At 66.9% G+C, this 26,384-nt stretch carries 29 protein-coding genes; 20 read left to right on the top strand and 9 right to left on the bottom strand.

Annotation, left to right across the window (positions count from 1 at the left end; all coding sequences use genetic code 11):
* Window positions 1-43 precede the first annotated feature (43 nt).
* A complete protein-coding gene (locus ACF8ML_RS23225; protein WP_034389851.1) occupies window positions 44-613 on the bottom strand; it encodes a phosphatase PAP2 family protein in 570 nt (189 codons plus the stop codon).
* A 12-nt stretch (window positions 614-625) separates the two neighbouring features.
* Window positions 626-1,402: a phosphatase PAP2 family protein gene (locus tag ACF8ML_RS23230; protein ID WP_199135956.1), complete on the bottom strand. Its 777-nt coding sequence runs from the start codon at window positions 1,400-1,402 to the stop codon at window positions 626-628.
* 93 nt (window positions 1,403-1,495) lie between these two features.
* Here ACF8ML_RS23230 and ACF8ML_RS23235 point away from each other — a divergent pair, with 93 nt between their 5' ends.
* The 3 genes from ACF8ML_RS23235 (at window position 1,496) to fba (ending at window position 4,770) form a co-directional block, all read left to right on the top strand.
* Entirely contained in the window at window positions 1,496-2,194 is a 699-nt protein-coding gene (locus tag ACF8ML_RS23235; RefSeq protein WP_043825458.1) for a response regulator transcription factor, read from the top strand.
* Window positions 2,191-3,576: a histidine kinase dimerization/phospho-acceptor domain-containing protein gene (locus tag ACF8ML_RS23240; protein WP_392408130.1), complete on the top strand. Its 1,386-nt coding sequence runs from the start codon at window positions 2,191-2,193 to the stop codon at window positions 3,574-3,576. The genes ACF8ML_RS23235 and ACF8ML_RS23240 overlap by 4 nt, the downstream gene beginning before the upstream one ends.
* 129 nt (window positions 3,577-3,705) lie before the next feature.
* On the top strand, window positions 3,706-4,770 hold the full coding sequence (gene fba / locus ACF8ML_RS23245; RefSeq protein ID WP_013804528.1) for a class II fructose-bisphosphate aldolase: 1,065 nt from the start codon (window positions 3,706-3,708) through the stop codon (window positions 4,768-4,770).
* 55 nt (window positions 4,771-4,825) lie between these two features.
* Here fba and ACF8ML_RS23250 read toward each other — a convergent pair whose 3' ends face one another.
* Both ACF8ML_RS23250 and ACF8ML_RS23255 read right to left on the bottom strand, forming a co-directional pair.
* A complete protein-coding gene (locus ACF8ML_RS23250; RefSeq protein ID WP_209672468.1) occupies window positions 4,826-5,662 on the bottom strand; it encodes a TSUP family transporter in 837 nt (278 codons plus the stop codon).
* Window positions 5,663-5,794: 132 nt separating this feature from the next.
* On the bottom strand, window positions 5,795-6,583 hold the full coding sequence (locus tag ACF8ML_RS23255; RefSeq protein ID WP_061287286.1) for a nucleotidyltransferase family protein: 789 nt from the start codon (window positions 6,581-6,583) through the stop codon (window positions 5,795-5,797).
* 117 nt (window positions 6,584-6,700) lie between these two features.
* On the opposite strand from ACF8ML_RS23255, the gene tkt reads away from it, so the two are divergent.
* The 6 genes from tkt to ACF8ML_RS23285 all read left to right on the top strand — a co-directional run bounded on the left by tkt (window position 6,701) and on the right by ACF8ML_RS23285 (window position 11,891).
* Complete coding sequence (gene tkt, locus ACF8ML_RS23260; RefSeq protein ID WP_392408133.1) at window positions 6,701-8,737, top strand: transketolase; 2,037 nt, start codon at window positions 6,701-6,703, stop codon at window positions 8,735-8,737.
* 55 nt (window positions 8,738-8,792) lie between these two features.
* Window positions 8,793-9,254: a hypothetical protein gene (locus ACF8ML_RS23265; RefSeq protein WP_152683519.1), complete on the top strand. Its 462-nt coding sequence runs from the start codon at window positions 8,793-8,795 to the stop codon at window positions 9,252-9,254.
* 15 nt (window positions 9,255-9,269) lie between these two features.
* Window positions 9,270-10,058: a hypothetical protein gene (locus ACF8ML_RS23270; protein WP_152683518.1), complete on the top strand. Its 789-nt coding sequence runs from the start codon at window positions 9,270-9,272 to the stop codon at window positions 10,056-10,058.
* 40 nt (window positions 10,059-10,098) lie between these two features.
* Complete coding sequence (gene gap / locus ACF8ML_RS23275) at window positions 10,099-11,100, top strand: type I glyceraldehyde-3-phosphate dehydrogenase (RefSeq protein WP_047326356.1); 1,002 nt, start codon at window positions 10,099-10,101, stop codon at window positions 11,098-11,100.
* A gap of 127 nt (window positions 11,101-11,227) precedes the next feature.
* The gene (locus ACF8ML_RS23280; RefSeq protein WP_047217871.1) at window positions 11,228-11,461 is read left to right on the top strand and encodes a hypothetical protein; all 234 of its coding nucleotides are present in this window, start codon (window positions 11,228-11,230) and stop codon (window positions 11,459-11,461) included.
* Between the two features lie 70 nt (window positions 11,462-11,531).
* Window positions 11,532-11,891: a tRNA-binding protein gene (locus ACF8ML_RS23285; protein WP_026062619.1), complete on the top strand. Its 360-nt coding sequence runs from the start codon at window positions 11,532-11,534 to the stop codon at window positions 11,889-11,891.
* A gap of 101 nt (window positions 11,892-11,992) precedes the next feature.
* On the opposite strand, the gene ACF8ML_RS23290 is transcribed toward ACF8ML_RS23285, so the two are convergent.
* Window positions 11,993-12,886 carry a LysR family transcriptional regulator gene (locus ACF8ML_RS23290; RefSeq protein ID WP_017406318.1) on the bottom strand — a complete coding sequence of 298 codons (894 nt, stop codon included), beginning with the start codon at window positions 12,884-12,886 and terminating at the stop codon, window positions 11,993-11,995.
* 141 nt (window positions 12,887-13,027) lie between these two features.
* On the opposite strand from ACF8ML_RS23290, the gene dkgB reads away from it, so the two are divergent.
* Together dkgB and ACF8ML_RS23300 are read left to right on the top strand one after the other, a co-directional pair.
* On the top strand, window positions 13,028-13,849 hold the full coding sequence (dkgB, locus tag ACF8ML_RS23295) for a 2,5-didehydrogluconate reductase DkgB (RefSeq protein WP_016449827.1): 822 nt from the start codon (window positions 13,028-13,030) through the stop codon (window positions 13,847-13,849).
* A gap of 158 nt (window positions 13,850-14,007) precedes the next feature.
* Entirely contained in the window at window positions 14,008-15,687 is a 1,680-nt protein-coding gene (locus ACF8ML_RS23300; protein ID WP_047217875.1) for a long-chain-fatty-acid--CoA ligase, read from the top strand.
* 68 nt (window positions 15,688-15,755) lie between these two features.
* On the opposite strand, the gene ACF8ML_RS23305 is transcribed toward ACF8ML_RS23300, so the two are convergent.
* Window positions 15,756-17,201 carry a transporter gene (locus tag ACF8ML_RS23305; protein WP_392408136.1) on the bottom strand — a complete coding sequence of 482 codons (1,446 nt, stop codon included), beginning with the start codon at window positions 17,199-17,201 and terminating at the stop codon, window positions 15,756-15,758.
* Window positions 17,202-17,344: 143 nt separating this feature from the next.
* On the opposite strand from ACF8ML_RS23305, the gene ACF8ML_RS23310 reads away from it, so the two are divergent.
* The 9 genes from ACF8ML_RS23310 (at window position 17,345) to ACF8ML_RS23350 (ending at window position 24,876) form a co-directional block, all read left to right on the top strand.
* The gene (locus tag ACF8ML_RS23310) at window positions 17,345-17,836 is read left to right on the top strand and encodes an Lrp/AsnC family transcriptional regulator (protein ID WP_016449824.1); all 492 of its coding nucleotides are present in this window, start codon (window positions 17,345-17,347) and stop codon (window positions 17,834-17,836) included.
* A gap of 81 nt (window positions 17,837-17,917) precedes the next feature.
* On the top strand, window positions 17,918-18,508 hold the full coding sequence (locus tag ACF8ML_RS23315) for a TetR/AcrR family transcriptional regulator (protein WP_013804518.1): 591 nt from the start codon (window positions 17,918-17,920) through the stop codon (window positions 18,506-18,508).
* Window positions 18,509-18,644: 136 nt separating this feature from the next.
* Window positions 18,645-19,529 (top strand): NAD(P)-dependent oxidoreductase, encoded by an 885-nt coding sequence (locus ACF8ML_RS23320; RefSeq protein ID WP_392408137.1) that lies wholly within the window; start codon window positions 18,645-18,647, stop codon window positions 19,527-19,529.
* A gap of 22 nt (window positions 19,530-19,551) precedes the next feature.
* Window positions 19,552-20,748: an MFS transporter gene (locus ACF8ML_RS23325; RefSeq protein WP_392408138.1), complete on the top strand. Its 1,197-nt coding sequence runs from the start codon at window positions 19,552-19,554 to the stop codon at window positions 20,746-20,748.
* Between the two features lie 182 nt (window positions 20,749-20,930).
* A complete protein-coding gene (locus tag ACF8ML_RS23330) occupies window positions 20,931-21,461 on the top strand; it encodes a cupin domain-containing protein (RefSeq protein WP_016449821.1) in 531 nt (176 codons plus the stop codon).
* Window positions 21,462-21,475: 14 nt separating this feature from the next.
* Window positions 21,476-22,330 (top strand): alpha/beta fold hydrolase, encoded by an 855-nt coding sequence (locus ACF8ML_RS23335; RefSeq protein WP_017406313.1) that lies wholly within the window; start codon window positions 21,476-21,478, stop codon window positions 22,328-22,330.
* Between the two features lie 22 nt (window positions 22,331-22,352).
* The gene (locus tag ACF8ML_RS23340) at window positions 22,353-23,159 is read left to right on the top strand and encodes an IclR family transcriptional regulator (protein WP_047217879.1); all 807 of its coding nucleotides are present in this window, start codon (window positions 22,353-22,355) and stop codon (window positions 23,157-23,159) included.
* 54 nt (window positions 23,160-23,213) lie between these two features.
* Window positions 23,214-24,011, top strand: coding sequence for an aspartate dehydrogenase (locus ACF8ML_RS23345; RefSeq protein WP_392408139.1), 798 nt, complete (start codon window positions 23,214-23,216; stop codon window positions 24,009-24,011).
* A 103-nt stretch (window positions 24,012-24,114) separates the two neighbouring features.
* Window positions 24,115-24,876, top strand: a complete 762-nt coding sequence (locus ACF8ML_RS23350; RefSeq protein WP_016452051.1) for a 5'-methylthioadenosine/adenosylhomocysteine nucleosidase — start codon at window positions 24,115-24,117, stop codon at window positions 24,874-24,876.
* A 12-nt stretch (window positions 24,877-24,888) separates the two neighbouring features.
* On the opposite strand, the gene ACF8ML_RS23355 is transcribed toward ACF8ML_RS23350, so the two are convergent.
* From ACF8ML_RS23355 to ACF8ML_RS23365, 3 genes are all read right to left on the bottom strand, one after another.
* Window positions 24,889-25,197, bottom strand: coding sequence for an XRE family transcriptional regulator (locus ACF8ML_RS23355; protein ID WP_016452050.1), 309 nt, complete (start codon window positions 25,195-25,197; stop codon window positions 24,889-24,891).
* A complete protein-coding gene (locus ACF8ML_RS23360) occupies window positions 25,194-25,541 on the bottom strand; it encodes a type II toxin-antitoxin system RelE/ParE family toxin (protein WP_017406311.1) in 348 nt (115 codons plus the stop codon). The genes ACF8ML_RS23355 and ACF8ML_RS23360 overlap by 4 nt, the downstream gene beginning before the upstream one ends.
* Window positions 25,542-25,804: 263 nt before the next feature.
* Window positions 25,805-26,080 carry a hypothetical protein gene (locus ACF8ML_RS23365; RefSeq protein WP_082145171.1) on the bottom strand — a complete coding sequence of 92 codons (276 nt, stop codon included), beginning with the start codon at window positions 26,078-26,080 and terminating at the stop codon, window positions 25,805-25,807.
* Window positions 26,081-26,384: the final 304 nt, after the last annotated feature.

A 26,384-nucleotide genomic window follows, 5' to 3' on the forward strand; every position in this document is an offset into this window, starting at 1 on the left:
ACCCACCCGGGACAGGCCCACAGGCCTTCCCGGGTTCTTTGTTTCAGAGCGTGCCTGAGCCCAGGCGTGCCAGCAGCGGCCCGCCTGCACGGCGGCGCCACAGCGCGGCATGCCAGACCAGGGTGGCGCTGCAGATGCCCACGATGGCGCCGCCGACCACATCGGACGGGAAGTGCACGCCCAGGTGCACGCGGCTCCAGGCCATGCCCAGGGCCAGCGACCAGGCTGACACCATGACCCAGCGGCGGTGACGCGTGCAGCCCAGGGTCAGCGCCTGGGCCAGGGCAAAGGCGCCCGTGGCGTGCATGCTCGGAAAGCTGGACCGCAGCGCGTGTTCCACCCATTGCACGCCCATGCCCAGCTGGGCAGGACGCGGCGCCGGGAAGCCCCAGCGGATCAGCCGCGCCACGGCCCAGGCGGCCAGCATGGACAGCAGGGCCAGCACCAGGGTGCGGCGCAGGGCGGGCGAGCCGCGCAGCAGCCCGGCCATCACGGGAAGGGCGCACAGCGAGGGAAGCCAGGACGAGATGGCGCGCGCCGCCTCGATCGAGATGGCGGGCGTTTGCGCGTTGGCGTTCAGCAGCGTGAACAGGGCGGGGTCCAGGGGCAGCATGGCAATGCTCGATCAGGGTGCGGAAGGCGGAAGGCTGGCGGCGGGCCACAGGGAGTCGGGCGCGCTGTCCCGGGTGCGCAGCGCACGCGTGACCGCCAGGTCGAAGAGCCAGCCCGCCGTCCAGCACAGCCAGCCGGTCCACAGCGTGTGGCTCATGAAATGGGCACCGCGCATCTGCTGGGCCAACCCCATCAGCAGACCTGCGGCCAGCGAGACGGCCAGCCAGATCCAGGCTGCGCGCGGTGCATGGCGGCGCAGCGCGAAATAGCCGGCCAGAAAGGCAAAGCCCGCCGAGGCATGGCCTGCGGGAAAGCAGCGGCCCGGGCCGCCATCGGCCAGTCCCAGCGACCAGTGCGAGACATGGCGCGCCACGCCGCCGAACTCGGCCAGGTCCCAGGGGCAGCTGGTCGCGCTGGTGTACTTGAGCAGCGATATCAGGGCCAGCGACAGCAAGATGCCCGCCACCAGCTGCACGCGCCGCCCATGGGGCAGCAGGCGCAGCGGGCCCACGGGCCGCCAGACGCACAGCGTCAGGCCCAGCACCACCAGCCAGGCCAGGCGGCGTGCGCTTTCGTGGGCGATGTTCACGAAGAACCAGTCCGAACGCAGCGCAAAGCCATCGGCGTCGCCAAACCAGCGGGCCATGGCCAGGTCCAGGGCGCTGGCATCCCAGGCCAGGACCACGGCCAGGGCCGCCAGGGTCCACAGCAGGGTGCTTTTGAAGGAGGGGCCCTGCGCGGGGGCGGCGGAGAAATCTCGGGGTTCAGGTGTCGGCATGGCCGGCAGCATGAGAAGCGCGGCTTAAACCCGTCTTAACGCATGCGCCGGAGTGCGGCCATCGTCTGGCGCCGCAGCCGGCAGCGGTCATTGCACAATGCGCGCATGCGAATACTGGTCGTCGAAGACAACGCGGGCATTGCCGCAGGCCTGCAGGCCAATCTGCAACAGCGCCGCTATGCGGTCGACGTCTGCTCCACCGTGGCCGATGCCTGGCATGCGCTGGAGATGGAGCGGTTCGACGCCGTGCTGCTGGACCTGGGCCTGCCCGATGGCGATGGCAGCGAAATCCTGCGCCGCCTGCGGAGCCCGCGCCGTCCGGGTGGCGACAGCCAGGCCCTGCCGGACCCCAACACGCCCGTGCTCATCCTGACCGCGCGCGACCAGGTGCGCGAGCGCATCGCCGGGCTGGACCTGGGTGCCGACGACTACCTGGTCAAGCCCTTCGACATCGACGAGCTGGAGGCGCGGCTGCGCGCCATGCTGCGCCGCGCAGGAGGCCAGGCGGCACCCGTGATCCGCCATGGCGAGCTGGAGGTCGACCCGGCCGCGCGCACCGTGCGCCGCGACGGAAAGCTGGTGGAGATGTCGCCGCGCGAGTTCTCCGTGCTCTGGGTGCTGCTGCAGGCGCGCGGGCGCGTGCTCTCGCGCCAGCAGATCGAAGAGCACCTCTACAGCTGGGGCACGGCCGTGGAAAGCAATGCCGTCGAAGTCCACATCCACCACCTGCGCAAGAAGCTGGGCAATGCCAGCATCGTCACCATGCGTGGCGTGGGCTACTTCCTGCCCGTGGAGAACACATGAGCACTGCGCCGGACCGCCGCCCCTCGCTGATCTGGCATCTGATGGCCTGGATGCTGGGCGCGCTGGTCGTGGTCTGGGCCAGCTTCGTGGCGCTGGGCTACCAGACCGGCGTGCACGAGGCCGACGAGCTCACCGACGGCCACCTGGCCGGTGTGGCCGCACTGGTGCTCAACCTCCACGTGGATGGCGCGGTGGACCACGGTGAGGCTACGCCCGTGCACGAGCCGCCGGGCCTCATGGCCCACGACTACCAGCAGTCGCTGAGCGTGGCCCTGTGGGATGGCTCGGGCCGGCTCATCTCGCGCACGGGCGATGCGCCTGAGCCCTCCTTCGACACCGAGCAGGGCTTTGCCACGCTGCGCCTGGGCCCGGAGCGCCGCGCCTGGCGCAGCTTCACCCAGTGGAGCCGCGACCATGCGCGCAAGGTCAGCGTGATGATCGAGCTGCAGGAGCGCGACGAACTGGCCGACGACATTGCGGGCCAGATGGTCGAGCCCGGCCTGTGGCTGCTGCCCGTGGTGGCGCTGGCGCTGGGGCTGGCCATTCGCCGGGGCATGCGGCCGCTCAACGAACTCTCGCGCGAGGTGGAGCGCCTGGACCTGGCCCAGGCCGAGCGCGTCTCGCACCGCCACGCGCTGCGGGAATTCATGCCCGTGGTGAACTCCATCAACACCTTGCTGGACCGCCAGCAGGAGGCGCTGGAACGCGAGCGCAGCCTGGCCAACGAAGTGGCCCATGAACTGCGCACGCCGCTGGCCTCCATCGCCTTGCAGGCGCGTGCCCTGGGCGATGCGCCGGCCGGCGCCATGGATGCCCCGGCCCAGCGCGCCGCGCTGGCGCGCATAGGCCAGGACGCGCTGCACGCCGGCCATGTGCTCAGCCAGCTGCTGGCACTGGCGCGCGCAGGACGCGCCATGCTGGCCGACCCGCCCGTGCCCGTGGACCTGGCCGCGCTGGCCCGTCAGGTGGTGGCCGCCCATGCGCAGGCGGCCTGGCAGCGCGGCTGCAGCCTGTCCGTGCAGGCGCCTGAGGCACTGGGCGTGATGGGCAATGCCGTGCTGCTGGAGCTGGCGCTGCGCAACCTGGTGGAAAACGCCCTCAAGCACACGCCGCACGGCACGCAGATCGAGGTGCAGGCCGGGCAGGGGCCGGATGGCGAGGTCTGGCTGCAGGTCTGCGATGACGGCCGCCGTAGCGACGGCCGCCGTGACGGCGCAGAGCGCGCGGCAGCGCCCGTGGACAGCCTGCACCTGGGCCACGAGATCGTGGCGCGCGTGCTGCGCGCCCACCAGGGAAGCTTTGGCGAGGCCGCGCCGCCCGAAGGCTTCACGACCTGCTACCGCATGGGAATGCCCGGGACAGGGTTGGCGGCAGCTGGTTAAAATCGCCAGTTACCAAGCGGTTACTGCCGCGATCCCCCGGCCGCAGCCCCGCAGCGAACCCATGACGCAGCGGCGGCCGCCATGCGGCAGGGGCATCCCCCTCTCAACAACTTGATACGGACCCTACACATGCCTCTCGTTTCGATGCGCGAACTGCTGGACCACGCTGCCGAAAACGGCTACGGTCTTCCCGCCTTCAACGTCAACAACCTGGAGCAGGTGCAAGCCGTGATGTCGGCCGCCGACGAAGTGGGCGCGCCCGTCATCCTGCAGGCCAGCGCAGGCGCCCGCAAGTACGCCGGCGAGCCCTTCATCAAGCACCTGATCCAGGCCGCCGCCGAGCAGTATCCCCACATCCCTCTGGTCATGCACCAGGACCACGGCACCTCGCCCGCCATCTGCCAGGGCGCGCTGAACCTGGGCTTCGGCTCGGTGATGATGGACGGCTCGCTGATGGAAGACGGCAAGACGCCTTCCTCCTTTGAATACAACGTGGACGTGACCCGCAAGGTCGTGGAAATGGCCCACAAGCTGGGCGCCACCGTCGAAGGTGAGCTCGGCTGCCTGGGCTCGCTGGAAACCGGCATGGCCGGCGAGGAAGACGGCGTGGGTGCCGAAGGCGTGCTCGACCACTCGGCCCTGCTGACCGACCCCGAGGAAGCGGCCCAGTTCGTCAAGGCCACGCAGCTGGACGCGCTGGCCATTGCCATCGGCACCAGCCACGGCGCCTACAAGTTCACGCGCAAGCCCACGGGCGACATCCTGTCCATCCAGCGCGTCAAGGAAATCCACGCCCGCCTGCCCAACACCCACCTGGTCATGCACGGCTCCTCCTCCGTGCCCCAGGAACTGCTGGAAATCATCCGCCAGTACGGCGGCGCCATGAAGGAAACCTACGGCGTGCCCGTCGAGGAAATCCAGGAAGCCATCAAGCACGGCGTGCGCAAGATCAATATCGACACCGACATCCGCCTGGCGATGACCGGCGCCGTGCGCAAGTTCCTGGCCGAGAATCCCGAGAAGTTCGACGCCCGCGAATGGCTCAAGCCCGCCCGCGAAGCCGCCAAGCAGATCTGCAAGGCCCGCTACATCGAGTTCGGCTGCGAAGGCCAGGGCGCCAAGATCAAGGGCTACACGCTGGAGCAGATGGCAGCCAAGTACGCTGCCGGTTCGCTGCAGCAGGTCGTGAACTGATCGGTTCCTTCCCCTTCAAAAAAGCCCGCCGGTCCGCCTGCGGGCTTTTTTGTTGTCAGCGCGGCGCGGGGGCCGCAGCCTGGGACCGCTGGGGCACGGCCATGGCCATCTCGTCATCGGGCACCACGGGCTGGGGGTGGCTGGCGTTCCAGCCCGACACCAGCAGGCTGGTGCCCGACAGCACCAGCAGCAGGCAGACCATCCATTCGACCAGCCGCTTGGGCAGGGCGGGCGGATGGCGCATGTGCAGCCAGGTCACCACCGTCACCACGGGAAAGGCCAGGGCCGCCGCCAGCAGCACGCTGGCGGTGATCTCGCCCTCCCAGGCCACCATCGCCAGGCGCAGCAGCGCGCAGGTGAGGAACATGGCAAACAGGCACTGGCGCACCACCAGGCGGTCCAGCGGCTGGCGGTACAGGTGGTAGACCATGGGCGGGCCCGGCGTGGCAAACAGCCCGCCCAGCAGCCCCGAGGCCACACCGGCCACCCACAGCGACACCGGCCCCGACACCTGCGCGTTGACCTGCTTTTGCAGCAACAGCAACAGCGCGCAGGCCACGATGGCCAGGCCCAGCAGCATGCGCAGCCCGCTCAGCGCATTGCCGCTGAGCCACTGCAGCAGCAGCACGCCGCCGATCACGCCGATGACGCTGCTGATCAGCATGGGCTTGAGCAGGGACCACTGCGGCACCTGGCGGTGGGCGCGCAGGTAGGCCACGCCGTTGACCACGGACAGCAGGCAGGCCACGTTGGCCGCATCGCCAATGCCCATCAGGTGCGTGGCACCGGCCACGCCCACGAAGATCAGCCCGAAGGCAAAGCCCGTCAGGTTCTGGCAAAACGTGGCCAGGCCCACCAGGGCCAGGAACATCACATACTGGATCACACTCATCGAAACGCTTTCTGGCGCGCCGCTGCGCCGAACCGGCGACGCTAACACGGAGCGCCTTCGCCTGCCCGGGCGCCGCAGTCACCAGCGGGCGCCCCAGGCCAACGTGCCAGGCCGGCGTGTCAGTCCGACGTCTCAGGCGGCTGGCGTGTTGAGCCGCTGCAGCCGCTCGGGCGTGCCCACGTCGGTCCAGCGCCCGGCATACAGGCTGGCGCTCACCTGGCCGGCGGCCATCGCCCGGCGCAGCAGCGCCACCAGCGGCACGCGCCAACCGTCGGGGTTGCCGGGCGGGATGTCGCACCAGGGCGCGGCAAACAGCTCGGCGCGCAGCAGCGCAATGGTGCCGTAGGTCTGGCGCGGACGGGCATCGCCCTCGGGCCAGTCGCAGGCCAGGCCCAGTTCGTCCACGCCGAAGTCGCCACGCCGATGGTGCTCGGGGTTGGGCACCAGCCACAGATGGGCCAGCCGTCCGCTGGCGGCAAATTCGCGGGCCGCCTCGAACGGGAAATCAAAGTCGGGCGCGTAGACATCGCCGGCCGCCAGCCAGAACACCGTGTCCAGAAGCGGCAACGCGCGCGCAATGCCTCCTGCGGTCTCCAGCGCCTGCTCGGGCTCGGGGGAATAGGCCAGATGCAGCGGCTCGCCACCTGTGTCGGGCGCGAAGCGCGCCCCGAAGCGCGCGGGAATCTGCTCGCCCAGCCAGCCCGTGTTGACCACGGCGCGGCGCACGCCGGCCTGCGCAAGGGCCTGCAGGTGGTGCTGCAGCAGTGGCCGGCCCTGCACCTGCAGCAGCGGCTTGGGGCAGGTGTCGGTCAGCGGCCGCATGCGCTCGCCACGGCCTGCGGCCAGCAGCATGGCCGGTGGCTGCTCGGTGAGGAAAAGCGCCTTGGCGGCGGGGAACGGCTGGATGGGCGAGGCGGTCATGGAGCGCAACTGTAGACCATTGCCAGCGGCCATTGCCCCGCGCGCGGGAGCCGAAAACCCACGTCCTTTAAAATAGCCGGCTTACTCTGATTACCCCCTCCTTCACGGAGCGCCCTGATGGCCAACACTCAACAAATGGCGAATGCGATCCGCGCACTCGCAATGGATGCCGTTCAACAAGCCAACTCCGGCCACCCCGGCGCCCCCATGGGCATGGCCGACATGGCCGTGGCACTGTGGAGCCGTCACCTCAAGCACAACCCCGTCAACCCGCAATGGGCTGACCGTGACCGCTTCATCCTGTCCAACGGCCACGGCTCCATGCTGATCTACGCGCTGCTGCACCTCACGGGCTACGCGCTGCCGATCGACGAACTCAAGAACTTCCGCCAGCTGCACAGCAAGACGGCCGGCCACCCCGAAGTGGGCATCACCCCCGGCGTGGAAACCACCACCGGCCCGCTGGGCCAGGGCATCACCAATGCCGTGGGCTTCGCGCTGGCCGAAAAGCTGCTGGCCGCCGAGTTCAACCGCGCAGGCCACGCCATCGTCGACCACCACACCTACGTGTTCCTGGGTGACGGCTGCCTGATGGAAGGCATCAGCCACGAGGCCGCGGCCCTGGCCGGCGCCTGGAAGCTGGGCAAGCTGGTGGCGCTGTACGACGACAACGGCATCTCCATCGACGGCAAGGTCGCCCCCTGGTTCATCGACAACACGCCCGCCCGCTTCGAAGCCTATGGCTGGAACGTGGTGCGCGACGTGGACGGCCACAACGTGCAGGCCATCGATGCCGCCATCGCCACCGCCAAGAAGAGCAGCGACAAGCCCACGCTGATCTGCTGCAAGACCAGCATCGGCAAGGGCTCGCCCAACCGCCAGGACACGGCCAAGGCCCACGGCGAGCCCCTGGGCGCCGAGGAAATCGCGCTGACCCGCGCGGCCCTGGGCTGGGAGCACGGTCCCTTCGACATCCCCGCCAGCGTCTACGGCGACTGGGATGCCAAGGCCGCCGGCGCCAAGGCCGAAGCGGCCTGGAACAAGAAGTTCGCCGCCTATGCCAAGGCCTTCCCCGAACTGGCTGCCGAATTCAAGCGCCGCATGGCCGGTGACCTGCCCGCCAACTTCGGCGAGATCGCCGCGCAGATCGCCTCCGACGCGCACGACGCAGGCGCCACCGTGGCCAGCCGCAAGGCCAGCCAGCTGGCCCTGGAGGGCCTGACCGCAGCCCTGCCCGAACTGCTGGGCGGCTCGGCCGACCTGACCGGCTCCAACCTGACCAACACCAAGAGCACGCCTTCGCTGCGCGTGGACGACAAGGGTGCCGTGGTCCTGACCGAAGACGGCAAGATCGGCCGCCACATCAACTACGGTGTGCGCGAGTTCGGCATGGCCGCCATCATGAACGGCATCGCCCTGCATGGCGGCTACATCCCCTACGCAGGCACCTTCCTGACCTTCAGCGACTACAGCCGCAACGCCATCCGCATGGCCGCGCTGATGAAGCAGCGCGTGGTCCACGTCTTCACGCACGACTCCATCGGCCTGGGCGAAGACGGCCCCACCCACCAGTCCATCGAGCACGCCGCCTCTCTGCGCCTGATCCCGGGCCTGGATGTCTGGCGCCCTGCCGACACCACGGAAACCGCCGTCGCCTGGACCGTGGCCCTGAGCCAGAAGAACAAGCCCACGGCCCTGCTGCTGTCGCGCCAGAACCTGGCCTACGCAGCCAAGACCGAAGACGCGCTGGACGACATCGCCTGCGGCGCCTACGTGCTGTCCGAGCCCAAGGCCGTCGGCCTGAACAAGAAGGCCCAGGCCGTCATCATTGCCACCGGCTCCGAAGTGCAGCTGGCCCTGGCCGCCCAGAAGCTGCTGGCCGAGCGCAAGGTCGCCGTGCGCGTGGTCTCCATGCCCAGCACCACCACCTTCGACGGGCAGGACGCCAAGTACAAGAGCCAGGTGCTGCCGGCCAACCTGCCGCGCATCGCCGTGGAAATGGGCGTGACCGACTTCTGGTGGAAGTACGGCTGCGCCGCTGTCGTCGGCATCGACACCTACGGCGAATCGGCCCCCGCGCCCGTGCTGTTCAAGCACTTCGGCTTCACGGCCGAGAACGTGGCCGACACCGTGCAGGCTGCGCTCAAGCGTTAAGTCGACAGCCCGCCTCTTCGTAACCAGTGCAATGCAGCCACCACGGACGAGCGAAATGGAAGACAGAAAAGCCATCAAGGTGATACGTCTCGTTTTGGTCGGCCTGGTGGCTGCATTTTTACTGTTCTGGGGTTTCGTTTGGTCTACTTTTGATGTGAGCGGTGCTGGTCGATATTCGATTGCTTTACGCGTTGGAGCGCCCGCACATCTTCGATCTGTTGAGCTTGTGGCGGAATGTAGAGATCCCAAGTATCGATGGAAAGGCCGTGATGGTGCGGGTGCCCCATTCAGCTCGGTGACTTATGGCAGCTTGGCGCCAGGTGTTGATATTTTAAAAGAATACGAATCAATATATAAGAATAAATCTTGCAAAAATAATTCTTCCATATCTAATTCAAATTCCTCAATTATATTGAATATGGATTGTGAGAATAGTGATTTTCTGACGGCTAGAGTATTTCTTTCGGGAGATGGTGTGTGCAAGGATGTTACTGTTGAATTCTTAGGTAACGAGTAAACACAGGGGGAAGGGATGAGTAAGCGCGAAGATATATTGGATGGTTCGCTGGCCGCGAACAGCGTTTATGGGCTTGTCTATACCTGCAACTTTGGATGGCTCGATTTAGGGCATATGAATCCAAAATCCAAGAGAGCTCATACTGGCGCGGAGACTCTTTGGCGCGAAATCAATGCTGGTGGTCCCGATGTTAGACAGTGCCTTGGCTCACATCCGCAGCTTTGTACCCTCCCTTCAAGGGCGAATGCTTACCCATTAGTGACGTTTCCGGACAAGATTTCTACAGGTTTTAGAGTGGTGCACGTTCAAGAAATGTTTGCACTTGGCAATAGAATTTCTTCAGGAGTTAAGCGGGAATATATTGTTCGACACAATTTATCTGTGGCGGAGAAAAAATCGGTTGCATTAGCCATTTTCATGGAGGTGAGTTTGGAATTCGAGGCTCATCAAGAATTATTTCCGAAATTTGTCACTGATAGTGGGTTCAGTCAGGAAGATTTGGTCTCTAATTTGATCGGCTTTCATATAGGTGTCGGAACGGTGACCTTGGCGGAAGTAATCGCAATGGCGAAGCCTGTTTCAAAGGAAACGGCCTTGGCTATATGGGACCGAAATGGCGCAGTGGGCAGTCATAAAAATAGAGGGTTCAAACCGATGTATAGCCCAGATACCTTTATGTTGTCAGACAAATCTTGTATTGATGAATGTCGTGGTATTGTTCCTCGTGCACCCGTTTTTTTCGAAAAAATAAAGCCTGCAAAAAAAGGTGAACTATTTATGAATAATATGCTGGGCGGTATTTGATTAGCAAGGTTCTTGAAACTTTTTTACTGAGGAAATTTCTATGGCAATCAAAATTGGTATCAACGGCTTCGGCCGCATCGGCCGCATGGTGTTCCGCGCTGCCGTGCAGAACTTCAGCGACATCGAAGTCGTGGGCATCAACGACCTGCTCGAGCCCGACTACCTGGCCTACATGCTCAAGTACGACAGCGTGCACGGCCGCTTCAAGGGTGAGGTCTCGGTGGAGGGCTCCAACCTGATCGTCAACGGCAAGACCATCCGCCTGACGCAGGAGCGCGACCCCGCCAACCTGAAGTGGAACGAAGTCGGCGCCGACATCGTGATCGAGGCCACCGGCCTGTTCCTGACCGACGAGACCGCACGCAAGCACCTGGCTGCCGGCGCCAAGAAGGTCATCATGTCCGCGCCTTCCAAGGACAGCACCCCGATGTTCGTCTTCGGCGTGAACTGCAAGACCTACGCTGGCCAGGACGTGATCTCCAACGCCTCCTGCACCACCAACTGCCTGGCTCCCGTGGCCAAGGTGCTCAACGACAAGTGGGGCATCAAGCGCGGCCTGATGACCACCGTGCACGCTGCCACCGCCACCCAAAAGACCGTGGACGGCCCCAGCAACAAGGACTGGCGCGGCGGCCGCGGCATCCTGGAAAACATCATTCCCTCCAGCACGGGCGCAGCCAAGGCCGTGGGCGTGGTGATTCCCGAGCTCAACAAGAAGCTGACCGGCATGTCCTTCCGCGTGCCCACCTCCGACGTGTCGGTGGTGGACCTGACGGTGGAGCTGAACAGCGAAGCCAGCTACGAAGAGATCTGCGCCGAAATGAAGGCCCAGTCGCAAGGCGCGCTCAAGGGCGTGCTGGGCTACACCGAAGACAAGGTCGTGGCCACGGACTTCCGCGGCGAGTCCTGCACCTCGGTGTTCGATGCCGAAGCCGGCATCGCCCTGGACAAGACCTTCGTGAAGGTCGTGTCCTGGTACGACAACGAGTGGGGCTACTCCAACAAGTGCCTGGAAATGGTGCGCGTGGTCGCCGCCAAGTAATCCTGGCGCGAACCCCTGCGGGGCCTGTCGAAGGGCCTCGCACCAGGCCGGCATCGGACGCGATGCCGGCCTTTTTCATGGAAGCTGCGACACTGGCGGCCTGTTCATCTTCCGTGATTCGACCGCCATGCAACCCGCCCTTTGCAGCGTCTGCAACAAGGACCCGACGCAGGAACCCGGCCCGCTGCACGGAGCCTGGCTGTGCTTTGCCGACCATTGCGCCGAGCAGGCCGGCATGCTGTCCCATCCGCAGGGACTGGCCTATTTCTGCTCTGTGCATCTGCCGGCGGCGAAGGCCCTCACGCATTTGCCGCAGCAGGAAGCGATGGCACGGCTTGCGCATGCCTGCGCGCGTTCGTGAGCCCGCCACTGTCCCGCACTGCAAGCGTTGCTCGACAAAGCCGGCACCGGCGGCGCGGCATCATGGCCGCATGACTACTTCATCCGCATTGCACGAGACCATTGGCTTTGACGACTTCCTCAAGGTGGAGCTGCGCGTGGGCCGCATCGTGGACGCCCAGGTGTTCAAGGAGGCGCGCCGCCCGGCCTATGTGCTGCAGGTCGATTTCGGCCCCGAACTGGGCCTGCGCAAGTCCAGCGCCCAGATCACGGCGCTGTACCGGCCCGAGGAACTGATAGGCCGCCAGGTGGTGGCCGTGCTGAACTTTCCCAGCAAGCAGATCGGTCCCATGCGCTCGGAATGCCTGGTCACGGGATTCCACAACGAGAACGGCGAGGTCGCGCTGTGCGTGCCCGACCGCGAGGTGCCGCTGGGCACCAAGCTGCTGTGACGGCCTTGCGGACTATTCGATGCGCGCGCCGGCCGCCTTGACGATGCGGCCGGCTGCCTCCCAGTCGTTCCCGGGGCGGCGTCGGAATGCGACGCCACCTCTCAACCTGCCGCCATGCGCTGCGCGAGAAAGTCCAGGAAGGCCGTGATGCGCGCGGCCAGCGCCGTGTTGCGGTAGTAGACGGCGTGGATGGGCTGGCGCTGCTGCACGGTCTCGCGCGCCAGCACCTGCACCAGCTCGCCCTGGGCGCGATCGCGCACGGTCATGAAGTCGGCCAGGCAGACCACGCCCTGGCCGGCCAGGGCCAGCTGGCGCATGGTCTCGCCGCTGGAGGCCGTGAGCTGGGGCGCGGCATCCCAGCGGTCGCCGCCCTCGGGCGTGCGCAGCGGCCAGTGGTTCAGGCCCGGCACCTGGCTGTTGCCGATGCGCTGGTGGCGCGCCAGCGCGGCCACGCTCGCCACGGGGCCATGGGCCTGCAGGTAGGCGGGGCTGGCCAGCACGCGCAGCAGGCTGTGGCACAGCAGCCGCGCATGCAGCGTGGAGTCGCGCAGCTCGCCGATGCGGATGGCGATGTCGGTGCGCTGGGCCAGCAGGTCGATGTGCAGGTCATCGGTGTTCAGCTCCAGCGTGATCAGCGGATAGAGCGCGCGGAACTCACCCACCAGCGGCACGATGGCATGCAGCATGAAGGGCGAGGCCGCGTTGACGCGCAGCAGCCCGGCCGGCGCCTCACGGCGCGCGGCCAGTTCCTCCTCGGCCGCGTCCAGGGCCTGCAGCACCTCGCGCGTGCGGGCCAGGAAGCGCGCGCCTTCCTCGGTCAGCTCCAGGCTGCGCGTGGTGCGCCGCACCAAGGTGGTGGCCAGCTTTTTCTCCAGGCGCGACAGGCTGCGGCTGATGCCCGAGGTGGTCTGTCCCAACTGCTCGGCCGCCGCCGTGATGCTGCCGCAGTCGATCACGGCGCGAAAGGCCTGCAACTCGTCCAGGGTGGTTTTCATGGGATGCCAGCTTGGCGCAATTGTTGCTGTAGCGTCAAATATTTTCTGCTGATACCAGGCTTTATCTGCAAGCGTGAACGCGCCAGACTGCAGTCTTCGAGGCGTTGTTCCGCGCCTTGTTTGCTTTTTTGAAAGACCTGCATGACATCGACTGCCTCTCTCGCTTCCGTGGTGCCCGCGTTCGGCCTGGGCACCTTCCGCCTCAAGGACGAGGTGGTGCGCCACTCCGTGGGCCAGGCCCTGGAAGTGGGCTACCGCGCCATCGACACCGCCCAGATCTACGGCAACGAGGCCGATGTGGGGGCCGCCATCGCCGCCAGCGCCGTGCCGCGCGATCAGCTGTTCCTCACCACCAAGATCTGGACCGAGAACCTGTCCGCCGACGCGCTGATCCCCAGCCTGGAGCGCAGCCTTGAAGCCCTGCGCACCGACCATGTGGAGCTGACGCTGATCCACTGGCCTTCGCGCAGCGTGCCGCTGGAGGACAGCCTGGGCGCCCTCATGCGCGCCAGGGAGCAGGGGCTGACGCGCCACATCGGCGTGTCCAACTTCAACATCGCGCTGCTGCAGCAGTCCATCGCCGCCGTGGGCGCCGCGAACATCGCCACCAACCAGATCGAGCTCAGCCCCTATCTGCAAAACCGCGCCGTCACCGACTTCGCACGCCAGCAGGGTATCCACACCACCTCGTACATGACGCTGGGCTACGGCAGGCTGCTGGCCGATCCCGTGCTGGCCGACATCGCCGCCGCCCGCGGCGCCACGCCCGCCCAGGTGGCGCTGGCCTGGACCATGGCCATGGGCTATGCCGTCATTCCCTCGTCCACCCGGCGCGCCCACCTGCAGGCCAACCTGGACAGCTGCCAGCTGGTGCTGGGCGCCGAAGACATGCAGCGCATCGCCGCGCTGGAGCGCGGCGACCGCCAGGTCAGCCCAGACGGGCTGGCTCCGGCCTGGGATTGAACCGCGGTCGTGACGGAGGGCCTGGGCGGCCCGGCGAGCTTTGACCTGGAGCAACGCAATGCGGACCCTAGGGGTAGTACTAGGGTTATCACAGTATCGAACGACCGTGCTTTTTATGAGAATGCACGATTAGTCGAGACAACCAGGAGACAAGCAGCATGAGTGACCGCCCATGGCTGGGTGCCTATCCGGCAGGTGTGCCCGCCGACATCGATCCCTCCCAATACCCTTCGCTGGTGGCCCTGATGGAGGAGGCCTTCAGCCGCTACGCGGACCGTGTGGCCTATTCCTTCATGGGCAAGGAGCTGACCTACTCACAGGTCGATGCGCAAAGCCGCGCCTTCGCTGCCTATCTGCAGAGCCTGGGCCTGGCCCGCGGCGACCGCGTGGCGCTGATGATGCCCAACGTGCCCCAGTACCCCGTGGCCGTGGCCGCCGTGCTGCGCGCCGGTTTCGTGGTCGTCAACGTCAACCCGCTGTACACGGCGCGCGAGCTGGAGCACCAGCTCAAGGACTCGGGCGCCAAGGCCATCGTCATCATCGAGAACTTCGCCCACACGCTGCAGGCCTGCAAGGCCGCCACGCCCGTGCAGCACATGGTGCTGTGCACCATGGGCGACCAGCTGGGCATGCTCAAGGGCGCCATCGTCAATTACGTGGTGCGCAAGGTCAAGAAGCTGGTGCCGCCGTTCTCGCTGCCAGGGGCCGTGCGCTTCAACGACGCGCTGGCCAAGGGCATGCGCTCGCCCTTCCAGGCACCGCAGCTGCAGGCCTCCGACATGGCCCTGCTGCAGTACACGGGCGGCACCACGGGCGTGAGCAAGGGCGCGGTGCTGCTGCACAGCAACATCATCGCCAACGTGCTGCAGTCCGAGGCCTGGAACCAGCCCGCCATGGGCAAGGTGCCGGCCGGCGAGCAGCCCACCAGCATCTGCGCGCTGCCGCTGTACCACATCTTCGCCTTCACGGTGAACATGATGCTGTCCATGCGCACGGGCGGCAAAACCATCCTGATTCCCAATCCGCGCGACCTCAAGGCCACGCTCAAGGAGCTGTCCACGCAGCGCTTTCACAGCTTCCCGGCCGTGAGCACGCTGTTCAACGGCCTGGCCAACCACCCGGACTTCAACACCGTGGACTGGTCGCACCTGAAGGTCTCGGTCGGCGGCGGCATGGCGGTGCAAAGCGCCGTGGCCCAGCTGTGGCTGCAAAAGACCGGCTGTCCCATCTGCGAGGGCTACGGCCTGTCGGAGACCAGTCCCTCGGTCAGCTGCAACCCCGTCACCTCCACCGAGTTCTCGGGCACCATCGGCGTGCCCCTGCCCAGCACCTGGATGAAGCTCGTCGATGACGAAGGAAACGACGTGACCACCATCGGCGAGCGCGGCGAGGTCGCCATCAAGGGCCCGCAGGTCATGGCCGCCTACTGGCAGCGCCCCGACGAAACCGCCAAGGTGTTCACCGCCGACGGCTACTTTCGCACCGGCGACATCGGCACCATGGACGAGCGCGGCTACTTCAAGATCGTGGACCGCAAGAAGGACATGGTCCTGGTCAGCGGCTTCAACGTCTATCCCAATGAAGTGGAAGACGTGGTCTCCAACTGCCCCGGCGTGCTCGAATGCGCCGTGGTCGGCGTGCCCGACGAGAAGACCGGCGAGGCCGTCAAGCTGGTCATCGTGCGCAGGGACGACAGCCTCACCGAACAGGCCGTGCGCGACTTCTGCCACGACAACCTCACGGGCTACAAGCGGCCCCGCGTGATCGAGTTCCGCACCGAACTGCCCAAGACCCCGGTTGGCAAGATCCTGCGCCGGGAGCTGCGCGACAGCAAGTAACGCGGGCGGCTTGCCGTGTTTGCAAAGAGGCGCTGCGGCGCCTCTTTTCATTGGGAGGGAACACGTCTTCAGAACACGCCCGGACCCGCCAGGGCCAGCGCCGCCAGCGCCACGGCCGCCGCATTGAGGCAGGCCAGCGCAAAGCCGAAGCGCACCAGCTCGCCTTCTTCCTGCGCGGTGGTCCGTGCCAGGCCCAGCACCAGCATCACGATGGACAAAGAGCCCAGCGCCGCATGCCCGGCGGCGCTGTTGTGCACGGCGGCCAGCAGCAGGCGCGAGGACTCGGGCAGCAGGGCGATGGCGGGCATGAAGATCGCGTTGCCGCCCACGTTGGAGCCCGTCATGTAGCCGGCCAGCGCACCGAAGGCGGCCACGATGGGCGCCAGGGCCGCAGGCGCCAGTTCGGCCAGCATCTGCACCAGGCCGGACAGGAAACCGGCCTTGACCATCATCTGGGACATCGCCAGGAAGAAGAAGATGGTCAGCAGCGGGCGCTTGGCGCGGGCGGCCAGTGCACCAGCCAGGGCAACGCCACGGCCGGCCCCGCGCGCCAGCAGCAGGGCCAGCACCAGGGTCAGCGCCACGCCCGGGGAGGCCAGCGGCTTCCAGGCCACCTGGGCGCCCTGCACGATCCAGCGCTGGTCCCACTGCGTGGCCAGGGCCAGCAGCTTGAGCAGCACGATGGCAAGGGCGAGCGCCAGATACGGCCAGGCCTGTCGCGGCCAGCCGGGTGCCGCCTGGGCCGTTCCGCGCAGCAGCAGTGCGCGTACCAGCATGCCCAGCGCCACTGCAAAGCCCGCGCCCACGCCCGCCACCTCGGGACCCAGCCAGCGGCTGATGCCATGCAGCACGCCCACGAACAGCAGGCCAAAGCCGCCCAGCAGCAGCCAGGCCCGCGCACCGCGCTCGCCTGCCAGGTGCAGGGACAGGACGCCCAGCACCAGGAACACCGGCGCGCTGGTCAGCGAGGACACAGCGGCCAGCGCGGCCGCATCCACATGGGCCAGCGAGGCACCGATCACCGTGGCCAGGCCCAGCGTGCCCCAGGGCATGATGGCCATGCCCGCCAGCGCCATGCGCAGCGCGGCGCGCCGCTCGAACAGGCTCAGCAGCAGCGGCACGGTGGCGATCAGCGACACGCCAAAACCCGTCATCGCCTCCAGCAGCGGCGCCAGGCCCAGCACGATGAACACCACCTGATCGGCGGGCCCCAGGCCCAGCGAGCGCACCCACTGGCTCAGCGCCTGGTTGACACCCATGCGTTCGATGAGGATCACGAAACCCAGGCCCGGCACGATCACGAAGGCCGTGCTCAGGAACAGCACAGCCGTGTCGCGCGCAGCGGCCAGCGCCGCCCCCGCAGGCGCGGCACTGGCGGCCAAGCCGGCATCGATCAGCCACAGCAGGGCGACCAGCGCCGCCCCGGCCATGGCCGCCTGCACAGGCGGGCGGCGCAAAACCATGAGCATGGACATCACAAGAAACACGGGAGACAGGTGGAGCAGGGTGGCCATGGGATGGGCTTTCTCGGCAGGCAGGTCCGCATGCGTTGGATGCGGAAAACGACGAAATACTATTTCGCAGCACCTGTTTTTTGGTCTCTGAATTGAGGGTGTTTGCGAGAAAATTTCTCACCCTCCAAAAGTCCTCGCTTCCCATGACCAAGCACACCGCCCACCCTGCACACCTGGCCGATCTGGACGGCTTCGACCGCGCCATCCTGGCCATCGTCCAGCGCGACAGCACGGTGCCGCTGCGCCTGCTGGCCGAGCAGGTCAACCTGTCCACGGCCGCCGTGCAGCGCCGCCTCAAGCGCATGCAGGCCGAAGGCGTGATCACCGGCCAGGCCGCCACCGTGGACCCCACGCGCGTGGGCCGGCCCATCACCATCATCGTGGAGGTCATGACCGAGCGCACCAGCATCGACGCGCTCAACGCCATGAAATCGCACTTCGCCGTGCCCGAGGTCCAGCAGTGCTACTACGTCACGGGCGAGGTGGACTTCGTGCTCGTCCTCACCGTGGCCACCATGCAGGAGTACGAGGCGCTGGCGCGGCGCCTGTTTGCCGAGAACCCCAACGTCAAATGGTTCAAGACCATCGTGGCGCTGGACCGCGTGAAGGTCGGGCTGGAAATTCCCTGCGAGTGAAGGCCCTTTGGCGCAATCTTGACAGCCGCTAAACGGCCGCCTACATTTAATGGAATGATCGTTCCAATTCAATGAGCCACCATGCGCACCAAGGACTTCGACCCCGATGACATCGCAGACGCCGCCATGCAGGTGTTCTGGCAGCGCGGCTACGCGGCCACCTCGGTGCAGGACCTGGTGGACGGCACGGGCCTGTCGCGCAGCAGCCTGTACGGCACCTTCGAGAACAAGCAGGGGCTGTTCCAGCATGCGCTGCGCCGCTATGAGGCCGTGACCACCTCCAACGTGGAACTGCTGTCCGGCCCGGGACGCGCCCGGGACCTGGTGCGGCAGCTGCTGCTGCGCATCGTGCAGGACGAATTGAGCGATGCCGGGCGCCGGGGCTGCCTGGTCGCCAATGCCGCGCTGGAGCTGGCCGGCCATGACGAGGCCGTGGCCGAGAGGGTGGCCGGCAACTTCCAGCGCCTGCAAAAGGCGCTGGAAAAGCTCATCCTGCGCGGCCAGCAGGAAGGCGACATCACCGACAGCAAAAAGCCGCGTGCCCTGGCGCGCTTCGTCCTGAACACCGTGCAAGGCCTGCGCGTGCTGGGCAAGGGCAGCAGCGCGCCGCAGCGCCGCCAGTGCCTGATGGATGTGGTCGACGTGGTCGACATGGCGCTGCAGGCGCAATAGCCGGCCACTCGCCACCCGCCGCGCGCATGTCGTGCCGTTGCGGGTTTTTATTTTCCTTGAATTGGAATGATCGTTCCGGTAATCCGGCTTTCAGTTTTCCGTGTCTGTTTCACTCTCTCATCACCCTGGAGTTCCCATGCATTCAAACCTTCAAACCACCATTGCCGTGCTCGGCACGGGCCTGATCGGTGCGCCCGTCGCGCGCAACCTGCAACGCAAGGGCTTCACCGTCCGCGCCTGGAACCGGACGGCCGCCAAGGCCCAGGCCCTTGCGGCCGACGGCGTTCAGGCCTGTGGCGACGCGGCCGACGCCGTGCGTGGCGCCCGCATCGTCGTCACCGTGCTCAAGGACGGGCCGGCCGTGCTGCAGGCCATGCAGGCTGCAGCGCCCGCATTGCAGCCGGGCACACTGTGGCTGCAACTGAGCACGGTGGGTGTGGACGCCATCGCGCCGCTGGCGCAGTTCGCCGATCGACATGGCCTGGTGTTCTACGACTGCCCCGTGCAGGGCACGCGCCAGCCGGCCGAGCAGGGCCAGCTGGTCATCCTGGCCGCAGGCCCGCTGGCGCAGCGCGGCCAGGTGCAGCCAGTGTTCGATGCCATCGGCAAACGCAGTCTGTGGATTGCGCAGCAGGCAGGCGCTGCCAGCCGGCTCAAGCTGGCGCTCAACCACTGGGCCTTCGCACTCACGCATGGCCTGGCCGAAAGCCTGACGCTGGCCAAGGGGCTGGACATAGAACCGGCCCTGGTGGTCGATGCCGTCACGGGCGGGCCCATGGACAGCGGCTTCTTCCAGGCCAAGGCCGCTGCCATGCTGTCAGGCCGCTACGACGCCAGCTTCACCGTGGCCAATGCCGTCAAGGACGCGCAACTGGTGGCCGATGCCGCCGCCGGCGCAGGCCTGCTGCTGGATGGCGCCCAGGCCGGGCTGCGCCGCTTCGAGCGCGCGCTGGCCGCCGGGCATGGCGACAAGGACATGGCGGCATCCCACCTGGCATCCCATCCAGCCTCCCATGCCTGAGATGCGCAGCAAGGACAAGGCAATGAATTCGTCCATGGACACCTCCTTCGACACAGGCCTGCCACTGGGCAGGCTGCTGGCCCTGGCGATGGCAGGCTTTCTGGCCATCATGACCGAGGCCCTGCCGGCCGGCCTGCTGCCCCAGATCGGCACGGGACTGGCAGTGTCCGAAGCCATGGCCGGCCAGATGGTCACGTTGTACGCGCTGGGTTCGGTGCTGGCCGCCATTCCCGTCGTGGCCGCCACGCGCGGGCTCAGGCGCCGGCCGCTGTTCATGGCGGCGGTGGGCGGGCTGCTGCTGTTCAACAGCCTCACCGCGCTGTCCGGCCACTACGGCCTGACCCTGGCCGCGCGCTTTGCCGCAGGCATGGCTGCGGGAGTGATCTGGGGGCTGGTGGCCGGCTATGCGCGGCGCATGGTGCCGCCGCATCTGCAGGGGCGCGCACTGGCCGTGGCGGGCGTGGGCCAGCCATTGGCCCTGGCGGCCGGCGTGCCGCTGGGCGCCTGGCTGGGCAGCCTGTTCGACTGGCGCGGCGTGTTCTGGGCGCTGTCGGCGCTATGGCTGCTGCTGCTGGCGTGGGTGCGGCTGGGTGTGCCGGATTACGCCGGGCAGACGGCGCAGCAGCGCCTGCCCGTGGCGCGCATCCTGCTCATGCCCGGCGTGCGCCCCGTGCTGCTGGCGCTGTTCGGCTGGATGCTGGCCCACAACATGCTCTACACCTTCATCGCGCCCTTCCTGGCTTCGGCGGGTCTGGGGCAAAGGGTGGATGGGGTGCTGCTGCTGTTCGGCCTTGCGGCCATTGCCGGCATCTGGCTCACGGGCCTGCTGGTGGACCGCTGGCTGCGCGCACTCACCGTGCTGAGCCTGGCCTTGTTCGCCGTGTCTGCGTTGGTGCTGGGCCTGGCCGGGCAGTCGGCCGTGGCCGTTCTGATCGGCGTTGCGGCCTGGGGCCTGAGCTTTGGCGGCGCGCCCACGCTGCTGCAGACCGCGCTGGCCGACGCGGCAGGCGAGGGCGCCGACGTGGCCCAGTCCATGCTGGTGACGGTCTTCAACCTGGCCGTGGCGAGCGGCGGCGTGGCCGGCGGACTGCTGCTGGGCTGGCTGGGTGCCCGCGCCTTGCCCTGGGCGCTGGCGGTGTTGGCACTGGCCTGCCTGTCCGTGGTCTGGCCGGCCAGCCATGCGGGCTTTCGGCCTGGGCGGCGCAGCATGGCTGCCTGAGGCACGGCCATCGCTGTTCCCTCAACAGACGGGCAGCAAAGGGGCCACATGCCGCTGCGCATGTGGCCCTTGTTGCGTGCGATCAATCTTCCTATAATTGTTTTACCCCATGAACTGTGATTCATGGATAAAACAAATGGCACCTTCCCCGCCATGATCCACCGACGTTGATGGAGAGACACATGTCCGAATCCGCTCAGAACACGCCCCGCACCTGGGACCAGCCCGAAGGCTCCAGCTTCGAACAATGGATGGAATCGCGCGTGGCGCGGTTTTCCACGCGCAAGTACGACTTCGACGCGCTGAAGTTCCAGGCCGACTTCGATCCCAAGTACCGCCGTGGCCAGATGCGCTACATCGGCACGGGCGGCACGGGCGTGGCTGCGGACAGCAACACCATCCCGGCCGAGCACTTCACCTTCTCCACCATGGTCATCCCGGCCGGCAATGAAGGCCCATCGCACCTGCACACCGATGTGGAGGAAGTCTTCTTCCTGATCCGCGGCAAGCTCAAGCTCGTGCTGGAGAAGGACGGCCAGCGCTTCGAGACCATCCTCACCGACCGCGACGTGGTCTCCGTGCCGCCCGGCGTGTACCGCGAGGAAATCAACATCGGCGACGAAGACGCGCTGATGTGCGTGATGCTGGGCGCCAAGAAGCCCATCACGCCCACCTATCCCCCAGAACACCCCCTGGCAAAAATCAAACGTTGAGTAGCGGGCCTGCCATGACCGCGCAGACGCTGCAGCGCATGGAGCAGCGCCTTCAGGCGCAGTTCCCCGAACATCTCATCGCCCTGCCCGGTGGCGCTCAGGCCGCCTGGCGCGAGGCCGGCGACACGGCCTCGGACTTTGCCGTGGTGATGCTGCACGGCATCAGCTCGAGCGCCGCCTCCTGGCTGGACGTGGCCCTGGCGCTGGCACCGCGCACGCGTGTGCTGGCCTGGGACGCGCCCGGCTATGGCCGCTCCACGCCGCTGGCACCCGCCGCGCCCACGGGCGCCGACTACGCCCGCGTGCTGGAGCAGTCGCTGCAGGCGCTGGGCGTGCGCCGCTGCCTGCTGGTGGGCCACTCGCTGGGTGCGCTCATGGGCACGCCCTGGGCGGTGCAGGCCGGTGCCGGGCGCGTGCAGCAACTGGTGCTGATCAGCCCCGCTGGCGGCTATGGCGCACCCGGCATGGGCGAGCAGCAGGCCAAGGTACGCCAGGGCCGTCTTGCGGCCCTGCAGGAAAAAGGCATCGAAGGCCTGGCCGCCGCCATCGACCAGCGCCTGGTCTCGCCCGCCGCGCCCGAGCCCGTGCGCCAATGGGTGCGCTGGAACACGGCGCGCCTGCATGCCGCAGGCTACGCCCAGGCCGTGGAGCTGCTGTGCGGCAGCGACCTGGGGCAGGCGGCGGGGCGCCTTGCCATGCCGGTCGAGGTCTGGGTGGGAGAGCACGACGTGGTCACGCCGCCGGCTGCCTGCGCGGCCTGGGCCGCAAGACTGGGGGCGCGGTACGTTACGCTTGCGGCAGCCGGCCATGCCTCTGTCGTCGAACAACCTGCGGATGTCGCACAGAGGCTGGCCACCCTGCTGACCTGATGGCCTACCTGCCCGAATTGCGATGAGCGATACCTCCGAAACCCTCTCCACCGACAACGACCGCTACACCGTTCCCGCGCTGGAGCGCGGCCTGCGCCTGCTGGCCTGCTTCACGCCTTCGCAGCCCGTGTGGAGCGCGCCCGACCTGGCGCGCACCCTGGCGCTGCCGCGTTCCACGGTGTTCCGGATGCTGACGACGCTGGAGAACATGGGGTATCTGCAACGCTCGGGCACCGAATACCGGCTGGGCCTGGCCGTGCTGCGCCTGGGCTACGACTACCTGTCCACCCAGCCGCTGGCCCAGCTGGCCGAGCCCGTGCTGCAGTCGCTGTGCGACCGGCTGGGCTTCACCACCAACCTGGCGCTGCTGGACGGCACCTCCGTGGTCTACGTGGCGCGCATCGCGCCGGCCGGCGCCTTCCAGGGCGCCGTGCGCGTGGGCTCGCGGCTGCCGGCCCATGCCACCGTGCTGGGCCGGGCACTGCTGCAGGACATGGACGCGGACCAGCTGCGCGCCCTGTTCGGCGGCAGCGAACTGCCCCAGTTCTCGGAAAGCACGCCGCGCAGCGTGGAACAGTTGCTGCAGTTGCTGCAGCAGGACCATGAACGCGGCTACGCCATGGGCGAGGGCTTCTACGAGCCCGGCGTCTCCAGCATCGCCGCGCCCGTGCGCGATGCGCAGGGGCGCATCGTGGCGGGCCTGGGCATGGCCGTGGCCTTCACCGAAATCGCTCCCGGCCGCATGGCCGACTGGGTGGAGCAGGTACGTGCCGCCGCCGATGAGCTGGCCGGCCACCTGCGCACCCAGCATCCCGGTTTTCTGCGCTGAACGGATGGTGGGCACACCGGCCGCCAGCGCATTCCTTCCCAGAAAGATATGACGATGAAGATTGCTGTGATTGGCTGCGGTGCGATTGGCGCCAGCGTGCTCGAACTGCTCAAGGGACATGCCGCCGTGCAGGTGGGTTGGGTGCTTGTGCCGGAAGTGACCGACGCCGTGCGCGCCACCCTGGCCCTGCATGCGCCCCAGGCGCGTGCCGTGCCTGCGCTGGCGGCCGAAGACCGGCCCGACCTCATCGTGGAGTGCGCGGGCCATGCCGCCATCGAGGAGCATGTGCTGCCCGCCCTGCGGCGCGGCATTCCTGCCGTCGTGGCCTCCATCGGCGCACTCAGCGCCCCGGGCATGGCCGAGGCCGTGCAGGCGGCGGCCGAGGCCGGAGGCACCCAGGTGCAATTGCTGTCGGGTGCCATCGGCGGCGTGGATGCGCTGGCCGCTGCGCGCATCGGCGGCCTGGATGAAGTGGTCTACACCGGCCGCAAGCCGCCCATGGCCTGGACCGGCACGCCCGCAGAACAGCGCTGCGACCTCGCCAGCCTCCAGGAAGCCTTCTGCATCTTCGAAGGCAGCGCACGCGAGGCCGCCCAGCTCTACCCCAAGAACGCCAACGTGGCCGCCACCCTGTCGCTGGCCGGCATGGGCCTGGACCGCACCACGGTGCGCCTGTACGCCGACCCGGGCGTGGACGAGAACGTGCACCATGTGGCCGCGCGCGGCGCCTTCGGATCCATGGAATTGACCATGCGCGGCAAGCCGCTGGCGGCCAACCCCAAGACCTCGGCCCTCACCGTCTACAGCGTGGTGCGCGCCGTGCTCAACCAGGCCACGGCCATCGCCATCTGAGCCGCGCCGGGCACAGGCTCGCGGCACAATGGGCGCTTTCGCCCCGCAGGCGGCCCCCGGGCCGCCTTTGCTTTTTCCCTGTGCCGTTGAAAGAGAAGCCACCATGACCATCGCCATCCTCAGTGCCCTGCCGCAGGAACAGGAAGGCCTGGTCCATGCCCTGTCCGACGCCCAGGGCACGGCCCACGCCGGCCGCATGTTCTGGCGCGGGCGCCTGCACGGGCACGACGTGGTCTGCGCGCTGTCGGGCATAGGCAAGGTGGCGGCGGCCACCACGGCCACGGCGCTGATCGAGCGCTTCGGCGTGCGCCGCATCGCCTTCACCGGCGTCGCCGGCGGCCTGGGCGAAGGCGTGCGCGTGGGCGATGTCGTCGTGGCCGACGAATACCTGCAGCACGACCTGGACGCCTCGCCCATCTTCCCGCGCTGGGAAATGCCCGGCTACGGACGCACGCGCCTGCCCTGCGACCCTGAAATGACCGCCGCGCTGCTGGCCGCCGCCCAGGCCTGCGTGGCCGAGGCGGGCGAAGACCTGCGCGCTGCCCACGCCACCACGGCGCCGCGCGCGCACCAGGGGCTGATTGCCAGCGGTGACCAGTTCGTGGGCACGGCGGGCGCTTCTTGCGCCCTGGCGCAGGGCCTGCGTGCTGCAGGGCATGAGGTGCTGGCGGTGGAGATGGAAGGCGCCGCCGTGGCGCAGGCCTGCCTGGACTATGGCGTGCCGTTTGCGGCCATGCGGACGGTTTCCGATCGGGCGGATGACAGTGCGCATGTGGACTTTGCGGAGTTTGTGAGGGTGGTGGCGAGTCGGTATGCGTTGCGGGTGGTGGATGGGTTTTTGCGGCGGCTGTCGGCGCAGCGCTGAGCGGTCGTGCTTTTATGCCGCTGATGCCTGGAAAACCGTCGCATCGTCCAGTTCAAAGTGCAAAGCCGTGCCAAGCGCCACGCTGGCGCGGGCCAACGTGGCCAGGGTGACGCCGGTGTCGTTTTCGTCCAGCAGGCGGTTCACCACCATGCGGCTGGTGCGCATGCGTGTCGCCATCTCGGTCTTGCTGACTTTCTGGGCTTTCATCGCCTGTGCGAATTGCGAGGAAATCACCCGCTTCACTGCGATAGCTGTGGCCTCCTCAAGCAGGCCTTCTTCTTCGAGGAAGTCATCGAAATTGCTGCCTAGATGTTTGTTCATGGGGTATTCCTCAGCTTCTTGAGCCGGTTTCTGGCAGTTGTCAGATCCGGCGCGGGGGTCTTGGCCGACTTCTTGATGAAGCCATGCAGCAGAACCATTTTTCCATTCTGGGCCGTGAATAGGACACGTGCGATGCCATCGCCAATGCTGCACCGCACCTCCCACAGTCCTGGCTCCATCTTGCGTACTACGGGCATGCCCAGAGGCCAGTTGTATTGGACAGTCTTGATATCGGCGCCGATGGCTTTGCGGTCTTCCACCGTAAGTTCAAGAAGCCAGTCACGCACGGGCTCCTTGCCGGCATCGGACCGGTAGAAGACAACGGAAAGAATGGGCTCTTCCATCGGAAAAGTGTATCTAAAAAAGTACTATTTTGCTGCGTATCTTTACTGATGACCGTGTAGCCCGTGTGTCATCGGAGGCCAAAGCCTTGACGCTGGACGCGAGGGGAATTCCTGCTACTGCGATTGCTTGGTTTCGATGCCTGGTTCCTGGCCTGGCAGCCGATGGCCCATCTTGATGCGCCAAGAAAGGTCAGGTCAAAGACGGCAACCCGAATGCCCGCGACCCCTTCGCTGCGCTCGGCCGGATGTGGCCGCCCTCGCGGCTATGGGCTTTGAGTGGGGTCGCAACCTACGCTTCTGGCTTCGCCTTGCACATAGTCGGCCAGTGACTCAGCGCCGTCGCGGATGGCGCGCAGTGCGTGAGCCATGGCTTGCGGACGTCGCAAGTCTTCTGGTGCATGGAGGCTGGCCAATGCAAGTTGGGCCAGGGCCCATATTTCGTTGCAGCCTTCCTGTACCCATCCATTGGTGTCGGTGATGGTGCGAGCCAGTTGCTCGAAGCTGGCGCGCGTGGGAAGAGCGGTGCGCTGATCGTTCATGTTTTCGTACTCCTGTGCGAGACGGAAACAACCGACCGGCGTTTCAAGCGAAGGAAGGGTGGATGGGATGTTGAAAACACGCACACAGACGTGCGGGCAGCCTTGCGGGTAGCCCCATCCCATCCAAAACCGTGTGGACGTGCGGGTGCGATGCCCACTGTCCAAGTGTTCAGACGTGACGAGGCCTCTCTTTCGGGGAGGCTCTGCCGCTGTGTGTTGATGGTGTTTTCAAGCACCAGCCCCGGAACAGGGGGCCACCGAAATCATAGAGGCATTCCACAACCCCGCCTCAAACCCCAGGCCG

This window comes from Delftia sp. WSY_10, assembly GCF_043104705.1.
GTDB classification, from domain to species: domain Bacteria; phylum Pseudomonadota; class Gammaproteobacteria; order Burkholderiales; family Burkholderiaceae_C; genus Comamonas; species Comamonas tsuruhatensis.

Excerpts from the sequence above, each read along its gene's own strand:
- ACF8ML_RS23355 (WP_016452050.1), bottom strand. The coding sequence starts at position 25,197 with ATGAACAAACATCTAGGCAGCAATTTCGATGACTTCCTCGAAGAAGAA.
- ACF8ML_RS23290 (WP_017406318.1), bottom strand. The coding sequence starts at position 12,886 with ATGAAAACCACCCTGGACGAGTTGCAGGCCTTTCGCGCCGTGATCGAC.
- ACF8ML_RS23240 (WP_392408130.1), top strand. The coding sequence starts at position 2,191 with ATGAGCACTGCGCCGGACCGCCGCCCCTCGCTGATCTGGCATCTGATG.
- ACF8ML_RS23340 (WP_047217879.1), top strand. The coding sequence starts at position 22,353 with ATGAGCGATACCTCCGAAACCCTCTCCACCGACAACGACCGCTACACC.
- ACF8ML_RS23270 (WP_152683518.1), top strand. The coding sequence starts at position 9,270 with ATGAGTAAGCGCGAAGATATATTGGATGGTTCGCTGGCCGCGAACAGC.
- gap (WP_047326356.1), top strand. The coding sequence starts at position 10,099 with ATGGCAATCAAAATTGGTATCAACGGCTTCGGCCGCATCGGCCGCATG.
- ACF8ML_RS23360 (WP_017406311.1), bottom strand. The coding sequence starts at position 25,541 with ATGGAAGAGCCCATTCTTTCCGTTGTCTTCTACCGGTCCGATGCCGGC.
- ACF8ML_RS23300 (WP_047217875.1), top strand. The coding sequence starts at position 14,008 with ATGAGTGACCGCCCATGGCTGGGTGCCTATCCGGCAGGTGTGCCCGCC.
- ACF8ML_RS23310 (WP_016449824.1), top strand. The coding sequence starts at position 17,345 with ATGACCAAGCACACCGCCCACCCTGCACACCTGGCCGATCTGGACGGC.
- dkgB (WP_016449827.1), top strand. The coding sequence starts at position 13,028 with ATGACATCGACTGCCTCTCTCGCTTCCGTGGTGCCCGCGTTCGGCCTG.
- fba (WP_013804528.1), top strand. The coding sequence starts at position 3,706 with ATGCCTCTCGTTTCGATGCGCGAACTGCTGGACCACGCTGCCGAAAAC.
- ACF8ML_RS23255 (WP_061287286.1), bottom strand. The coding sequence starts at position 6,583 with ATGACCGCCTCGCCCATCCAGCCGTTCCCCGCCGCCAAGGCGCTTTTC.
- ACF8ML_RS23315 (WP_013804518.1), top strand. The coding sequence starts at position 17,918 with ATGCGCACCAAGGACTTCGACCCCGATGACATCGCAGACGCCGCCATG.
- ACF8ML_RS23225 (WP_034389851.1), bottom strand. The coding sequence starts at position 613 with ATGCTGCCCCTGGACCCCGCCCTGTTCACGCTGCTGAACGCCAACGCG.
- ACF8ML_RS23350 (WP_016452051.1), top strand. The coding sequence starts at position 24,115 with ATGACCATCGCCATCCTCAGTGCCCTGCCGCAGGAACAGGAAGGCCTG.
- tkt (WP_392408133.1), top strand. The coding sequence starts at position 6,701 with ATGGCCAACACTCAACAAATGGCGAATGCGATCCGCGCACTCGCAATG.
- ACF8ML_RS23235 (WP_043825458.1), top strand. The coding sequence starts at position 1,496 with ATGCGAATACTGGTCGTCGAAGACAACGCGGGCATTGCCGCAGGCCTG.
- ACF8ML_RS23230 (WP_199135956.1), bottom strand. The coding sequence starts at position 1,402 with ATGCTGCCGGCCATGCCGACACCTGAACCCCGAGATTTCTCCGCCGCC.
- ACF8ML_RS23305 (WP_392408136.1), bottom strand. The coding sequence starts at position 17,201 with ATGGCCACCCTGCTCCACCTGTCTCCCGTGTTTCTTGTGATGTCCATG.
- ACF8ML_RS23250 (WP_209672468.1), bottom strand. The coding sequence starts at position 5,662 with ATGAGTGTGATCCAGTATGTGATGTTCCTGGCCCTGGTGGGCCTGGCC.
- ACF8ML_RS23345 (WP_392408139.1), top strand. The coding sequence starts at position 23,214 with ATGAAGATTGCTGTGATTGGCTGCGGTGCGATTGGCGCCAGCGTGCTC.
- ACF8ML_RS23285 (WP_026062619.1), top strand. The coding sequence starts at position 11,532 with ATGACTACTTCATCCGCATTGCACGAGACCATTGGCTTTGACGACTTC.
- ACF8ML_RS23365 (WP_082145171.1), bottom strand. The coding sequence starts at position 26,080 with ATGAACGATCAGCGCACCGCTCTTCCCACGCGCGCCAGCTTCGAGCAA.
- ACF8ML_RS23280 (WP_047217871.1), top strand. The coding sequence starts at position 11,228 with ATGCAACCCGCCCTTTGCAGCGTCTGCAACAAGGACCCGACGCAGGAA.
- ACF8ML_RS23325 (WP_392408138.1), top strand. The coding sequence starts at position 19,552 with ATGAATTCGTCCATGGACACCTCCTTCGACACAGGCCTGCCACTGGGC.
- ACF8ML_RS23320 (WP_392408137.1), top strand. The coding sequence starts at position 18,645 with ATGCATTCAAACCTTCAAACCACCATTGCCGTGCTCGGCACGGGCCTG.
- ACF8ML_RS23330 (WP_016449821.1), top strand. The coding sequence starts at position 20,931 with ATGTCCGAATCCGCTCAGAACACGCCCCGCACCTGGGACCAGCCCGAA.
- ACF8ML_RS23265 (WP_152683519.1), top strand. The coding sequence starts at position 8,793 with ATGGAAGACAGAAAAGCCATCAAGGTGATACGTCTCGTTTTGGTCGGC.
- ACF8ML_RS23335 (WP_017406313.1), top strand. The coding sequence starts at position 21,476 with ATGACCGCGCAGACGCTGCAGCGCATGGAGCAGCGCCTTCAGGCGCAG.